15 protein-coding genes are annotated in these 13,608 nt (G+C 61.0%); 5 read left to right on the forward strand and 10 right to left on the reverse strand.

All coding sequences use genetic code 11. From position 1 onward, the window contains the following. Positions 1-315: 315 nt before the first annotated feature. Positions 316-573, forward strand: a complete 258-nt coding sequence (locus CH291_RS26140) for a hypothetical protein (RefSeq protein WP_094689033.1) — start codon at positions 316-318, stop codon at positions 571-573. 330 nt (positions 574-903) lie between these two features. On the opposite strand, the gene CH291_RS26145 is transcribed toward CH291_RS26140, so the two are convergent. Both CH291_RS26145 and CH291_RS26150 read right to left on the reverse strand, forming a co-directional pair. Next, positions 904-1,263 (reverse strand): hypothetical protein, encoded by a 360-nt coding sequence (locus CH291_RS26145; RefSeq protein WP_094689034.1) that lies wholly within the window; start codon positions 1,261-1,263, stop codon positions 904-906. After that, the gene (locus CH291_RS26150) at positions 1,260-2,456 is read right to left on the reverse strand and encodes a TRAFAC clade GTPase domain-containing protein (RefSeq protein WP_094689035.1); all 1,197 of its coding nucleotides are present in this window, start codon (positions 2,454-2,456) and stop codon (positions 1,260-1,262) included. The genes CH291_RS26145 and CH291_RS26150 overlap by 4 nt, the downstream gene beginning before the upstream one ends. Positions 2,457-2,656: 200 nt before the next feature. Between CH291_RS26150 and CH291_RS26155 the strand changes: the two genes are divergently transcribed. Next, complete coding sequence (locus CH291_RS26155) at positions 2,657-2,944, forward strand: hypothetical protein (RefSeq protein ID WP_143545972.1); 288 nt, start codon at positions 2,657-2,659, stop codon at positions 2,942-2,944. A 310-nt stretch (positions 2,945-3,254) separates the two neighbouring features. Here CH291_RS26155 and CH291_RS26160 read toward each other — a convergent pair whose 3' ends face one another. From CH291_RS26160 to CH291_RS26175, 4 genes are all read right to left on the reverse strand, one after another. Beyond that, on the reverse strand, positions 3,255-3,494 hold the full coding sequence (locus CH291_RS26160) for a hypothetical protein (RefSeq protein WP_094689037.1): 240 nt from the start codon (positions 3,492-3,494) through the stop codon (positions 3,255-3,257). 487 nt (positions 3,495-3,981) lie between these two features. Continuing rightward, positions 3,982-4,908 carry a DUF2637 domain-containing protein gene (locus CH291_RS26165; RefSeq protein WP_094689038.1) on the reverse strand — a complete coding sequence of 309 codons (927 nt, stop codon included), beginning with the start codon at positions 4,906-4,908 and terminating at the stop codon, positions 3,982-3,984. A 111-nt stretch (positions 4,909-5,019) separates the two neighbouring features. Then, positions 5,020-5,418, reverse strand: coding sequence for a ParB family protein (locus CH291_RS27480; RefSeq protein ID WP_094622039.1), 399 nt, complete (start codon positions 5,416-5,418; stop codon positions 5,020-5,022). Beyond that, positions 5,415-6,329, reverse strand: coding sequence for a ParA family protein (locus tag CH291_RS26175; RefSeq protein WP_094689039.1), 915 nt, complete (start codon positions 6,327-6,329; stop codon positions 5,415-5,417). The genes CH291_RS27480 and CH291_RS26175 overlap by 4 nt, the downstream gene beginning before the upstream one ends. A gap of 730 nt (positions 6,330-7,059) precedes the next feature. Here CH291_RS26175 and CH291_RS26180 point away from each other — a divergent pair. Further along, positions 7,060-7,893, forward strand: coding sequence for an SDR family NAD(P)-dependent oxidoreductase (locus CH291_RS26180; RefSeq protein WP_094689040.1), 834 nt, complete (start codon positions 7,060-7,062; stop codon positions 7,891-7,893). A gap of 1,545 nt (positions 7,894-9,438) precedes the next feature. Here CH291_RS26180 and CH291_RS26190 read toward each other — a convergent pair. Next, positions 9,439-9,660, reverse strand: a complete 222-nt coding sequence (locus CH291_RS26190) for a hypothetical protein (RefSeq protein ID WP_143536251.1) — start codon at positions 9,658-9,660, stop codon at positions 9,439-9,441. Positions 9,661-9,754: 94 nt separating this feature from the next. After that, the gene (locus CH291_RS26195) at positions 9,755-11,053 is read right to left on the reverse strand and encodes a cytochrome P450 family protein (RefSeq protein ID WP_094689041.1); all 1,299 of its coding nucleotides are present in this window, start codon (positions 11,051-11,053) and stop codon (positions 9,755-9,757) included. A gap of 71 nt (positions 11,054-11,124) precedes the next feature. On the opposite strand from CH291_RS26195, the gene CH291_RS26200 reads away from it, so the two are divergent. Then, a complete protein-coding gene (locus CH291_RS26200; RefSeq protein WP_094622035.1) occupies positions 11,125-12,144 on the forward strand; it encodes a GAF domain-containing protein in 1,020 nt (339 codons plus the stop codon). Between the two features lie 142 nt (positions 12,145-12,286). Here the strand turns inward: CH291_RS26200 and CH291_RS26205 are convergent, their stop codons facing one another. Together CH291_RS26205 and CH291_RS27310 are read right to left on the reverse strand one after the other, a co-directional pair. Then, positions 12,287-12,733, reverse strand: coding sequence for a helix-turn-helix transcriptional regulator (locus CH291_RS26205; protein WP_094622034.1), 447 nt, complete (start codon positions 12,731-12,733; stop codon positions 12,287-12,289). A 225-nt stretch (positions 12,734-12,958) separates the two neighbouring features. Beyond that, complete coding sequence (locus CH291_RS27310; RefSeq protein ID WP_256980982.1) at positions 12,959-13,081, reverse strand: hypothetical protein; 123 nt, start codon at positions 13,079-13,081, stop codon at positions 12,959-12,961. A gap of 181 nt (positions 13,082-13,262) precedes the next feature. Between CH291_RS27310 and CH291_RS26210 the strand changes: the two genes are divergently transcribed. Then, entirely contained in the window at positions 13,263-13,511 is a 249-nt protein-coding gene (locus CH291_RS26210; RefSeq protein ID WP_143545975.1) for a hypothetical protein, read from the forward strand. Positions 13,512-13,608: the final 97 nt, after the last annotated feature.

A 13,608-nucleotide genomic window follows, 5' to 3' on the forward strand; every position in this document is an offset into this window, starting at 1 on the left:
GCGATTAGCGAAGAACATCACTGCCAAGGAGGTAGCGGTTTCACCCGGAATGAGCCCACATCAGGCGGCCGTAGTCGGCAACAGACGAAAAAGCAGGGTATAGGACCTGGTCATCGACACGTCCCGATGCAAGCCGTTGTCCCACATGCACAGGCCCGAGAGTTGACAGGTCAGATATCGTCCGAGGCTGCTGCCCTGCAGAGTACCGTTACGCGCATGGGGAACAACTTTTACGGCGGCGTTCACCACCATTACCATGGTGGGACGAGAGGTGTTGAACGTCAACCCGATCCGCCGCCCGTCGACACGCGCTCTGTGTGGCGCCAACACCCTATCGTCGGGACGCTGACCTACGCGATCATGGCCTTCATCGCCCTCGGTGTTGTCATCAACTTCTGGTATATGTTCGTGCCGCTCGCCGTTGTCGGTGTCGGCGGCTATTTCGGAATCCAGCGGGCCAAGGCGCAGCGCGCAGAGAACGCGGCACTGTCGGCACGGGCACAGGCCGAGCACGAGGCGTACATGCGAGGGTCAGAGGTGGGAATGTTCGGACGGTTCCCGCCGGAGGTGTAACCGATTTGAGAATTCTCGGCGTCGCCTCCGGGGGAGCGGCTGAAACTTGAGCGTAGGTTGTCGTCGGGTTTTCTGTTGATCGTTTACCCGGTCAGTTGTCTTCAGTCCACGTGGTCACCAATTGGGTGGGCAATGGGGTGCTGCTCCCCGGTCGGAGTGCGCATTGTCGCTATGAGTACCGACTGTGTCCGGAGACTTCAGACCACCGATCGAACACGCCTGAACGAAGCCGTGCCGGGAGGACGCGTGCGGTTTCTAACTGGGTGCGCTGGCAACGTAATGGGATGGCATCTCGGTAGGTTGGCGTCGCGGCGGGTCCGGCGCACTCTGTCAGCTATCTGGAGGGGTGGGAGTATCCCAGATTCCCGCATACATCTCGGCTACCAACGGCCACACCTGGCGAAGACCGTCCTCGACGGAGTCGACGACGGTGGCGAGGTCGCCGAAGATCACGAACTCGTGGGGAATCACACGGCCAGCCGAGTCTCGGCGTCCGAGCGGATCCTCGATGCGAAGCGCAACATGTCCATCCTGGCGGTGCCACGCAGTCAGCGCGTCTCCAGCGTCGTCGAAAGCACGTTCGTAGTCCGGGAGCGGGTCGCCGAGTCCGGCGTCGAGAAGAAAACGAAAACCCCAATTACGGCCCCGAGTGGACCAGATGATGTCCGAGGGTCCGGAACTGGTGCTCACTTCGGGTTCCTGATCACCTTGTCGTCGACGCCCTGCTCGAGGTCCAACTTGAACTGCGTCAGTGTCGCTCGCAGGTAGTCGTGCTGAGCGCGGGCCTGCGCGTTCATCTCCCTGAGTTTCGGTCCCACCAACCGCGCCGCGTCCGCCAGGATGGGCAGCGCGACGGCGGCGATCTTTCTTGCCTTTCCGCCCTTACCTGGGTTGACCAGTGCTAGAAGCTTTTCGATCGCCGCAAATTTTTCACCCGTCAGGCCTGCTGCCAGCAACTCTGCGCCGTCGGCGAGCGAGTCGAGCACTTTGCCAGGAATGTCGTGCTTCTCCTGCCATTGCACACGACGCTGAAGCGGAAGAATCGACGCCACCGGAAGGACGAGATCGAGACCGATACGCCGGGTCAAGTCGATGTCGAGCGTCTGTGGACCAGTGGACTCGCGCTCGAACTTGGCGGAGGACAGCAGCAAGAAGTCTTCCCCGATGGACAGGGCAGCGGGGGTGTCGATGAGTTCGGCGATGGTCGATCGGAGCTGTTCGATGTCTGCTGCTGCATTGACGATGATCAGATCGCGGAAAGTGTCGACGTCCCAGTCCGGGAACAGATCGGCTTTCGAGAGCGCCAGGATCCACACCCGAGGGAACTCGACGATAGGCCCGTCCTCGAGCAAGTCGTCCTTGATTCGTAAGAGCCCCTGACGAAAGCTGAACATCAACGACTTCAGGTACAGCTCTTCGTCGCCTCGGTGGTCGAGTAATTTCTGTCCGTCGACCAGCAGGAAAGCGACGTCGGACCGAAGTAGAGAACGGAAGGTGTCGGTGCGCCGCTCGCGCTCCGTCGCGCTGCTGGGCTCGGTTTCGAACCATTCGCCTGGATAGTCGTGCCATGCGAGTCGGAGGACGTCGAAGGGCCGCTTCTTGGCTGCGTCGGTGTCTGCGCCTTTGAGTTTCACCGAGAAGTAATGAGTCGTCGCCTTGTATCGGTCTTGTTTCGGTGCCGTCGCGAGGTCCCGCATGCGGAGGTAGTTCCTGTAGAGCCGATGCCCTTGGCCGATGTCGTCGGCAACAAGGTCCCAGAGATCGTTCGCGTATCCCCCATCCTGCGTCGGTCCGAAAAAAGACGACAACAAAACAGTCTTGCCCGAACCACTCTCGCCGAACACGGCGATGTGTTGCTCTCGAACCCTGGGAAATTTGGCCATGGCAGGGAAGGTACAACACACGGCGTGAGCGCCTCCGCTGCGACAAGAGACCGCAGGTGAAACGTGCAAGCAGTGCCGTCACCTTCGAACCCAGAGCTGCACCTCCTCGGCCGCAACCTACCGGTCTCAGGCACATCGACGACTTTGAAAATCGATGGACGCATGATCAGCCAAGAGGGTTCATCTGCTTCAATTCCGTCATGACCGATCCGGTAGACATCACAACGACAACACCCACCGTTGGTGACACAGTCCAAGTGCGACGCCTAGAAGGCGGCTTCGTTACCGGGACCGTAGTCGAGGACTTCGCCGACTACTTGCTGACCGTCCCCGTCGCCGGCCGAGACTGGGCGATGCCCCATCGATGGGCCGTCGCAACGAACAGCGGAACGCTGATCTTCGCCGACGACGCCGACATCATCGAGCACCACAAATCCGAACCGTCGACGACAACGGCGACACCGAACGACGTAAGCCACAAGACCTGACCGGTGGACATCTACCCAATTCTGGTTGCCTCGGTCATCGGGTCCGCGGCCGTACTGGGCATTGTCATACCAGTCCTGCTGGTCATGACGATCATCGACATCACGCGGGCGCTGCGAAACCGCACCGAAGGTTCCCCAAGCCAACCCCCGGCGTCAGCACGAAGAGCAGCCGACTTCTGACACTGACAAACGTCATCGACACTACTGATCCTCGCGTTGATCGCCCTCGCTGGCGGGAAGTCGATTCACGTCGCGATCACCGTAGGAATCACCCCATTCCCACACGCCACTGAGGGCATCGCGAACTTCGCTACAGCCCGGACGACGGTGTAGGCGCGTGGTAAGCGTGGGCGTACTCACGGAGTCGATCCCGGACATCGTCGTCCAGGTCCGGGCCGCCCGGCAGATTCAAGGCCCACCACAACCGGCGCCGATACTCCGCACCCGAAATTCCGAACGCGACGAAGATGTCTTCATCGTCGGCACCACCGTACGGTTCCCAGCGCACCGCGAACCCCACAAAAGTCTCTGCCGACCGCTCGTCCGTCATGCCGACAATTCTCGCCGACCTATCGACCGTCCACACACTCCCACCGCAGCCCCGACAACCCGAGACCTGCGATGCCCCGATTGTGCACTCCACTTCTGCACTCAGATTGTCAGAAGACGGCTGCAATCACTGGTGAAATCCCAGCAAATCGTGCAGCCCACTTCTGAAACTGACAGTTGATCGAGTGCGGGAGGGGGTGACAGAAACGTTCGTTTTTGGCGAACCCCGTCGAACCGAATTAATGACTCTCGCTAACGAGTCGCCTAGGCGGAGGGATTCGAACCCTCGGATGCTTTATGGGCATCAGACACTTATGAGGTGCCCGCAATAAGCCGCTCTGCCACGCCTCCATTGACCTGCACCCGTCGCAGCCATAACTGTGAATGACGAGCGCGTAGTCGAACCATCCAGACTCGCCGGATGGGGATGCTCATGTTAACACCACGACCCCACACCCAGACGGGGTTTTGGCGGGCTTGCTGCTGCATCATTGCGCCGCCCCCGCGTAGGCGACAGGGGCCGCACCGTCGGATTTGGCATGGACCGGGGATGAATCGTCTGAATCTTCTGCAATCGCCTGGTTTTCCGTGGTCGACATCGACCGCGGGGCCGCTTTGGTGGCTGCGAATCTTTGTTGGAATTCGACCCATCTGTCGTACCGCGACGCAACCGCGGACGGCGAAACGCCAAGTACCTCAGCAGTTTTGTTGAACTTTCCCATGGCCTTTGGGTTGTTGAGGTAGACGTCAGCGGTGTCCCAGACGACCTGTGCAAGATTCCCTTGTTCGTCTATGTATGCCTCGAGCTGCTCAGCATCGCTGGGGGTCCCCACGGCGGCGAGCTGCCCATCGGTGGTGTCTGCGGATGCGGTGTCGGAGTTGGTTGAATCGCTTGCGTTGCCATTTGCGGGTGTTGATCGGCGGTGTCGCGGGGCGCTGATCCCGATGGACATCATTTCGCACATGGTCATCACCATCAGAGGTGCGAGCGCTCCGAGTGCGGCAGCGACTCCGGCGTTGAGGTCGGTGACGGTGAGGACCGCGTGGTAGGCGTTGCCGGCCATGCTGGCCAGTCCGGCGAGCGTGTAGACGGCGATGATGAAGCGCCGGCCGATGACCGTGGCCCTGTCGGTGTGTTGTGACAGTGCGACGCGGAAGATGCCGGCTACGAGGATCGGGCCGTCGAGGACGACTGGGATCACCCAGGCGGAGTCACCCAGGTTGGCCATGGTGGCGAGGTCGTAGAGGGTGGAGAAGCTGAGCTTGAAGCTCGACGCGGTCACTGCGATGGCGACGACGAGGCCGATGCCGAGTGCCCACTTGATGATGGCCGGGTGGATTTCGGCTGGCTGACCGATTGGGAGAGAGTCGGGGCCTGATGCTTCGGTGGGTTGGTCGGCGTTACGGTTGGTCATAGGTCACAGCTCCTTGAGTTGTCTGTGGCCGACGGCCCCGGTGGTGTGTCAGCACTGCCGGGGCCCCGTGTCGGGTTTGTTTGTAATTCGATGAGGGAACGCGGCTTTGGGTTACGACGAAAGTGGTCGACCGGGTGACAGAGGGGTGTCGGATCCGCTGTACCGCTTTCCGTTGTTGTGTGAGCGTTCGCGCGCTTCGACCTCGCGGAGCAGGGCTTTCTCGATGAACTGTGACCACGATCGGTCGTCTTCGAGGTGCGCCGTCGCTTTGTGGACACCGCGGGCACGGGTGAAGATCTCGTTGTCGATATAGACGGTGATTCGCTTCTTACCTGCGTTGTCGTCCGTGGTTGCTGTCGGTCCTGACGGTGTCTCGGTTGGGGTCGACGTCGATGGTGGCGGCGGTACCGGTGTTCGATTCTTCGCTTGAAGTCTTGAAAGGTCGCCCGTGACCTGTGGTCGACGTGGAGCCAGTCCTGAAACGATGCGATTCTGCGTGGGCTCGGTCATGCGTTCGCTTTCTGTTCTGCAGCGGTGATGCGGGCGATCATTTCCTGTGTGATTGCGAGGAGATCGTCTGCGACGGACCCTGAGGACTTCGGCGCAAGGGATTGTGCCTGCGCCTCCCCGCGGATGACCTCGTACCACTTCGGCCCTTTGCGAACTGCATCGTCTAGTTCGTGCACCAGGAGCCCACGTTCCCTGGTTGCTTGCGCGGTGGCTTCGGAATGACGCACGACCCCGGTGAAGAGGACGCTGTCGTCCTGGAATGCCTCGGCGACGAGCTTGCGCGCACGCTCTTGAACTGCAGTCGCTGACTTGCCGACGCCCACCAGAACGACACCGAGAAGGTCGAGAGTGGGGTTGATCTCTAGGACGGCGTCGAGACGATGAGCGACGGCTGCGAGCCCTTTACGGCTTGAGGCATCGCTCTTGATGGGTACGACTGCCCATCGAGCTGCGGCGAGAGCAGCGTTCTGCAGTGTCTCGTCACCGGGCGGGCAGTCGATGATGATGAGGTCGTAGTCGCTGGCCAGCGGCTTCAGGAGGGCTGCAAGTGCGAGCTTTGCTCCGTGTGGGTCCTTGGCCGCCTTGGATGCCAGGGCTGCTGTGGCCTGCTCCAAATGGACGCCACCTGTCAGTACGTCGAGGTTTTCACGCACGCCTCGCACCGGCTCGACCACTCCCCCAAAGGTAAGAGCGGCAGCGAGGGCGCGACCGTGGTCGTCGCTCTCGGTTTCGGTGTAGCCGAGATCTTCTGCGAGATTTCCCTGAGGATCGAAGTCGACGATGAGGACGCGATAGCCGGAGGCCGCTGCCAGGCCTCCCACGTTGGCCGACAGTGTCGTCTTCATGACACCTCCCTTGCCGTTGATGAAGGCGATAACTCGCTCGCGGTCATAAGCTGCATCTGCGCTCATGATTTGGTGGCCCCTCTCGGCTAAGACACGACGGCTTTGGCAAGAACGCTGACATTCCCGCTTTTGACAGTAATGCTGCTATTGCACGAGATATACCAGCATTACTGTTATAAACATGAATACTGGTGTCACCGGTATTCATGGTATTGCCATTATTACCACTAATACCCGCACAAACGCCATTAGCAGTGTTGCCAGCATTGCTGCCACCAGCGTACACCATTAGCAGTATTACTGCCATTACGAACTCGATCCACGCGTGGGGGAGCTGAGCAGGCGCGAATATTCGCAGCTCAGGTGCTATTACCAGCATTGCTGGCAATAGCACCTGGCTCCCTAGCCGCAAACTGTCGTACGCGTATCGCGAGGCCCCTCTACCGCAGCGCGCAACAGCTGGGCCCCAGCCACAAGGACCAGCGAGGGTCAGGAGTTAGGAGATGAAGGCGGCGGGCCGCGCCTATATGACCCCGAACACCCCATGCCCGTGCCCTCAAAGCGGCCCGGCTTTGAGAAACGCCATTAATAGCAGCATTACCGCTATTGATGGCGCGCCCTCGAAGTCAACACCCCGCGACACCACTTGAGACCGGGCAGCGAGAGACGTTCGGACGGACTCCCGGCCGGGCAAAACCTCCGTCGACGGTGACGTCCCGAAATAGTCTGATCGGAACCGATCGGGGCCGTGTCGCGGACACTCAGATACCGTTCAATCTCGCCGAAAGGGGTTGTGATGACTCGTGCCACTAAGTTCTACGACGGCCGCGTGGTTGCCGTAACGGGTGCCGGCAGTGGGATTGGTCGACAGATAGCGATGCAGGCCGCCTCGGCTGGCGCAAACTTAGCGGTGACGGATCTGTCGGAAGCTGGCCTCCTCGAAACGGTGCAAGCTCTTGAGAGGGGCGGGGCGGGTGAAGTGCACGCTCAAGTACTCGACGTGACGGATTACGCTGCCTTGCAAGAGTTTGCGGGATCGGCAAAGACGCGGTTCGGGTCGGTAGACGCAATATTCAACGTTGCCGGAGTCCTGTACTCGGGCAGCGTCATGTCGACGCCCGTCGACGACTTCAATCGCGTGGTGGCTACGAATCTCGGGGGAGTGGTGAACGGGTCGAAAGCCTTCCTGCCCGTGATAGCCGACACGTCAACTGCGGGCCGCATCTGCAACGTCTCGTCGGCCTTCGGTCTGATGGCATCTCCCAACTCATCCGCATACAACGCGTCCAAGTTCGCTGTTCGGGGGTTCACCGAGGCATTGGCGCAGGAGATGAACGCTGAATACGGCGATCGCGTGCGTGTGACGTGCGTATATCCCGGTGGCGTCAAGACACCAATAGCTCGCACCGCGCAGGTCGCACCGGGTGTCGACCACCGTTCTGTGGCCGACACCTTCGATCGACTCGCCCGGACTACGCCCGAGGCTGCTGCCGGCCAGATACTGCGCGGGGTCGCGAAAGGATCACCGCGTGTGCTTGTGGGGGCAGATGCACGAGCTGTTGATATCGCAACGAGGTCGTTCGGCCCTGGCTATATGCGGGTCATCCCGTGGGTTCGCCAGCGTCTCTGAAATCCGTCTGCACATTGATGCTTCACCACCGTCGAGCTCTCTCAACAATCGTTGTCAGATGAGATAGGTCCTGGGAACGATCCAGCGATCGCCGTTGCCGAGCTCTTGCCGCTGCTTGTTGTACTACTGCACGCGCCGTGGTTCTGGCTGCGCTGTCCGGGGGAGCAGCAGCAGCATTCCGGTGGTGGCGTTCGGCTTCGCGTACTCGGGCCTGCCGCTTCCGGTCTTCTGCGTCTTGGGCACGCGCAATATCGACGAGTAGGTGAGGGGGAAACGCCAGGTCCTGCTGGTTGAGAAGCCATCTGACGAACGCCATCGGCGTGTGAGGCATGGGCGAAACCCTGTTCGCTCGCGCCCACTCGTCGACGATGGTGTTGAGATCGTCGGGTGTCCACCCGTGTTCCGCTGCTGCGCGCAGTACCGGGGCCCAGCCTCGTGAGGTGTGTCGCCGAGCCCAGCGCGGTGTTCGAGCGTCACCGAGCCATCTGGCCGCTAAGAGTGCCCCCTGACGTTCGCGCTCACGCTTGGCGATCCCTCTTTTGGTCGTGGCTGGCCGCGGAGCGGCGCGTTTTTCCACAGGTTTTTTTGTATTAACTAACTCTCTACGAGAGTTAGGAGAGGAAAAGAGACCCCTGCGGGGGTGGGGTGCCATTTTGATGGAACCGGCGTCGACGACACGAGTTCTATCCACAGGCTTGGCTGGATGAAGTGCCCATACCGATGCCCACCCTCGGCTGCGGTCGCCCACCCTCCAGGACGCCAACCTCTCGTGCTTTGTCCGTTGCCGACCCCGCAGGACTTCTGTGGCTACGCGTAGCAGCTTGAGGGCTTGTCGGGCTCGCTGGACGGTCCTCTCACCCAGGCCGGTAGTCAGGGCTATGGATTGGACGGACAGCCGCGAGTTCCGGCCAGTGTCGTAATCGGCGGCGTTCGCCATCGCCCCAGCGACAGCCAGAACACTCTTGAGACTGACGCCACCACCGGTGGAGCTCGCACTGCTCCGCACGAGAATGGGACGAATCCTCATGTAGTCGGTGCTGTAAGCGCACCGAACCACGATCTCTACCCATTGTTGAGCACCGCGCCATAGTGCGATGCCGCCGTGCGCCCCATCCCCGAGGTCGAGGCTGACGCTGCAATACCGTCGGCAGGCGGCCTCGCGGCCTCCTAGCGCTCTTATGAATGAAGGTGTCAGCGACCCGCATTGATGTCCACAAACATGGCCGGGGGCAGTGTAGGGGGCACGTGCAGTACCGCGGCGACGGTTGGTGCAAGTGCTGCCGCGATAGCGCGGAGGGTGCTGAAGCTGTGGTGCGTGAAGTCGCGAAACGACACGCTCAGAATTGATTGAAACTGTGTCAGGGCGCAAGGTACCCTGGAACATGTCCCGCAAGACAGTTCCCTTCGGGGAATGCAGTACAACAGATCGAGTGAGCAGCGAACTCTCTCGACACAGACTGGGCCCTGGTTACTCCGGCACGAGTACCAGGGCTTTTGTCTGTTTGCGCTACTGCGAGCGAATATGAAGTTGCTGGTTAGCTCTCATCAACTCGCGTCGGGTAGCACCTCCTGACGAGACATCGGAGCAAGGTGTGTGAGACCGGTGTCTGCCGCGACCAACGCCGCGTAGTAGTCGTTCGCGGTCATCCCTTTGCGTTTTGCTGCCTGTTCGGCTGCGCTCTTGAGCTCAGGAGCCAGCCGCATCTTTGCAACGAGCCGATCGCCTTTGCTGGGGCGGCCGGGATGTCGCGGTGACATATCGGTCATGGCTGCGATTCTGGTACCCGAAACTCGAGACGGGGCGACGACACGCCGCACGGTCTCCGGTTAGTTGGGAAAGAGGCCCTGGGCCACGTAACGACTAGTGGAGACGTACCGGCAGAGATCGAAGTCCACGGAACACGATGCTCTCGCGCCACACAGCGTCTCCGACATCGGTGTCGAGGTGCATGTCGGGATAGGCCGCGACCAGCCTCTTGAGCGCAATTTCGGCCTCGAGCCGAGCAAGCGGTGCCCCGATGCAGTGGTGTATCCCGTGGCCGAATGCCAGGCTTCCTCGAGTTGCACGGGCAGGATCGAATGTGTCCGGTTGGTCGAACTTGGCGGGGTCTCGGTTCGCTGCCGCCAAGCTGATCATCACAATGTCGCCGGCGGCGATGAGAGTTCCGTCGATGTCGAGGTCGATGCTTGCCTGCCGCAAAGTCGTTGTCGGCAGCGGGGGTTCGAATCGAAGGGACTCTTCGATGACGTCACGCAAGCGGCTGTCGCCGGCCTGCAGACGCATCAAAGCAGTGCGGTCTTTGAGCAGAAGGTGCGTCGTGTTTGCGATCAGGTTCACGGTGGTCTCGTGGCCTGCGATCAAGAGCAGTGCGACTGTGGACATCGCTTCCTGCAGAGAGAGTTGCTTCGCTCGGTTGGCCTGCATCAACAGGGACAGAACGTCGTCCGTCGGGTTCCGGCGGCGCTTACGCATCAGCGGGTAGATGATCTTGGCGAGCGTCAGAGCGGCTCGTCGGAGGTCATCGGGATCTGCCACGATCACGTCGGACAACACTCTCGATGCCTCACCGATGGCCCCCATGTGTCGGTCGGGAACACCAAGGATTCGGCAGATGACCTGCACGGGGAGCGCGAACGCATAATTTTCCACCAGATCAATTGGCTCCGAACCGGATTCAGATTCCAGCTTGGTAATCAAATCGGTGGCGTATTGGTCGATAGCGGGTTCCAGCGCTCTGAGAGCCGCGGGGGAGAACGCGCTCTGAACGACGCCCCGCAACCTTGTGTGATCGGGTGGCTCCGCAGCGAGCATATGGCTGACCATCCACGGTGATGTTCGTTCCCTCAACCACGACCGTAGGCGAGCGGACAGCTCGCGCGGCTGCGCACTTGGATCCGCCCCGGCCATCGTGTCCTGGGTTTTGATCACAGATCGGTCATTGAGAATGCGGCGGGCTACGTCGTAGTCGGTGATCATCCATCCGGTCACTCCGGTGGGCGATGTAAACCTGTGCAGCGGACCATCATTGCGCAACGCCCGGTAGAGGTGTTGTGGTTCTTGGAAGAATGCGCTGTCGAAGGTCACGTGCTGCGGCATCGGCAAGAGTGTCCGTTCTGTTGATCGGAATGACAGGTCATCCGCGCCGATGACGCGAGCCACAGTGACATACTGCGGGCTTCGAGATGTCGATACAGGTGACCTGTCGGGGGTCCCAACGGGGAGGTTAGATTGTGACAAACAACCAGGCAAACGGTCAGAAGACGCGGCATTGGCTGTTGATCGAAACGTTCGACGAGAACCGAGATCCCACGATCGTGTCTGAGGGGAAGTCCCCTAAGCCATTCATGAAGCTCAGCAGAATGTTCAGCGACGATCGTCTCGCCACGATTCGCTCTGTGATCACCGGGCTTCGTCGAACCAAGGAGCCTCTCGACACGGAATACGGTGACCGCCGAATCATTGCTCATCCCCTTGTCGTCGAGGGGCGGATGCATGCAGTGTGGCTCGTGTCGGTGCCGTTGGGCATGGAACCCCCGCCCGTCCACAACGATGCAGGCGCGTGGATCATCGATCTGACCACCTACACCGCTCTGGGCAGCCAGGAATGGGCCGCGATGGCCGACCTCCCACCCGAGCATCGTGGGCAGGAGCGACACATCGGAGCCATGTTCGATCAGGTGGTGATGAAGGATGGTGGGGAATCCCGTGCTCTGAGCCTGATCGAAACGAAGACTGTCGGTGCCGGCTACCAGGGTGACTGGATCGTCGAGCGTCGCGACGGTTCGCAATGGCGTGCTCACTTCTCACTCCGCATTCTCGACGTCGAGCGTGGAGGAGAAGTTCATCGTTGCTCGGTCGGAGTCAGCCAGAATTTGGGCGAGGTCGTCCAGGACGGGCCCCAATCACTGGTGCACCTTGAAGGCCACTATCTGCGTATGGCCCGCGCAGAGGGCGAACACGCCGCCATTGTGAGCCTCCGGACACTGAACTTCATCCGCTGGGTCACGGCGGCCTCGGATCGCATTGCCTGGAAGGGCGTTGCCGGCGAGCCTGCCCCAGCCATCCACCCGGACGATCTCGGCGAAGCGATCCTCCTGATGCGCCGGGCAGAAAGTATCGGGCGCAGCGAGGGGCAAGTGAGGGTGATGGGGATCGACGGCGAGTATCTCTCGGCCGACGTGGTGATCGAGCCCGTCACCCTCGAAGGAGGCGTCCACGCAGCGTTCGTGTTAATTCGACTCGAAGCGTAGACACCCAAAAGCCGGTTCTGTACCATCCCTAGACGCGCCCCCCACAGGGGGATCTCCCCGCTCTCGCTGGTCGAGACGGCTGCATATGCGCAAGGCCTATTTTGAGCTGTGCAGATTCGGGGAGTCGATGTTGAGGTCAGTGTCAGGGCGCGACGCCGGGCGGCCGCTGCCGCGTACGTTGGTACGCCGCCTCCACCTGGTCGACCGTGCACCCCAATGCTTCTGCCAACCTTTGCGCCACGTCGTCCTTCAGCCGCGCCTCTCCTCGTTCGAGGGTGCCCAGCGACGTAGTCGACATTCCAACTTGCTGCGCGAGTTGCGGCTGCGTCAATCCGGCCAGCACCCTGAGGTCACCCAGGTAGCGGTCGTTCTCATCCAAGTCGATGAACGTTCCGATCGGAACAGACAGCGCCTCAGCCACTTTGAGCAACGTGTCGACCTGCGGGGTAGCGGCACCGGTCTCCCACGCGAACACAGCACCCACGCTTATGTCGGCCAGTCGGGCGAGGTCGGCGCGACTGCATTTCGCCTTGTCGCGTTGCTCGACAAAGGCCTCCCGCGAGAAGCCGCGCAATATGCGTCGACTCACTCGCGGAGCTCCTCGTTCCTCATGACCCATAACTGTGCCCGAATCCGTTCCATACAGTCCCCGCATGGGGTTGATAAATATGGCGATAATAGTAGGGTATAGATTGAATACGGACGTCGAGACGAAGGGGGAGCGCAGTGCTGATTGAGCAATTGCGGCTGGCCCCTGTCGAGACGAAATCGAACTTGACGCATCGACGGGCCAGAACTCAGGGCACAGATTGCGTCAGAATGCCGCTGCCGCACGGGACGGCAGCATCGGTGCGGCGGCGAGGGCGAGGTTGTGCCGGACCGGCTTCTCGCCGCCGCGCATCTTTCGTTGCCTTCTCGCTCGCCCATGCGCGATCACGGTGGCGACTCACGCGAAAAATTACGGAAACCCTCAGCGCCATCGTTGATTGGACGTCTCTGGCGGCGCTGAGGGCCTCTTCTCCATCGAGCTCCACAACCAATTACCGATCTAGGCGTGAACCGGGGTGCAACCCGTTTCATTGCCGCAAGGCGAACTGCAATCGGTTCGGAGGACGACAATGACATCTTCTCATCTCGACTCGGTGTTACACCTCGATTCTGACCGTAACCCGCTCCTCTGCCCGGCGATGATCACCGAAGCGTTCGGCTTCGCGATCTGCTCGCTGCGCTATGACACTCACGACGTGCATCAGTTGCGGTGCGAGGACACCGGCGAGCTCCTTGGCGAATGGACCGACGCGGACACGACGTTCCGCGAGCCCGCCAACGAACCCCGACGAACCATCGAGTTCAGCGACGTCGCCTGACCCCCAATCTCGACTGGGGTCACCCCGACCCCAGTCGTGAGCTGCGGGAGCTCCCCGACGCCCTGCAGCTCGACCGGTGGACCGGCGCGAGGGTCGC

It is taken from the genome of Rhodococcus sp. 14-1411-2a, assembly GCF_002259485.1.
Taxonomy (GTDB): Bacteria; Actinomycetota; Actinomycetes; order Mycobacteriales; family Mycobacteriaceae; genus Rhodococcoides.

Bases quoted from the DNA above. Each gene is read 5' to 3' on its own strand.
- CH291_RS26160 (WP_094689037.1), bottom strand. From the start codon at position 3,494: ATGACGGACGAGCGGTCGGCAGAGACTTTTGTGGGGTTCGCGGTGCGC.
- CH291_RS26210 (WP_143545975.1), top strand. From the start codon at position 13,263: ATGACATCTTCTCATCTCGACTCGGTGTTACACCTCGATTCTGACCGT.
- CH291_RS26155 (WP_143545972.1), top strand. From the start codon at position 2,657: ATGACCGATCCGGTAGACATCACAACGACAACACCCACCGTTGGTGAC.
- CH291_RS26165 (WP_094689038.1), bottom strand. From the start codon at position 4,908: ATGACCAACCGTAACGCCGACCAACCCACCGAAGCATCAGGCCCCGAC.
- CH291_RS27480 (WP_094622039.1), bottom strand. From the start codon at position 5,418: ATGACCGAGCCCACGCAGAATCGCATCGTTTCAGGACTGGCTCCACGT.
- CH291_RS26190 (WP_143536251.1), bottom strand. From the start codon at position 9,660: ATGACCGATATGTCACCGCGACATCCCGGCCGCCCCAGCAAAGGCGAT.
- CH291_RS26150 (WP_094689035.1), bottom strand. From the start codon at position 2,456: ATGGCCAAATTTCCCAGGGTTCGAGAGCAACACATCGCCGTGTTCGGC.
- CH291_RS26180 (WP_094689040.1), top strand. From the start codon at position 7,060: ATGACTCGTGCCACTAAGTTCTACGACGGCCGCGTGGTTGCCGTAACG.
- CH291_RS26175 (WP_094689039.1), bottom strand. From the start codon at position 6,329: ATGAGCGCAGATGCAGCTTATGACCGCGAGCGAGTTATCGCCTTCATC.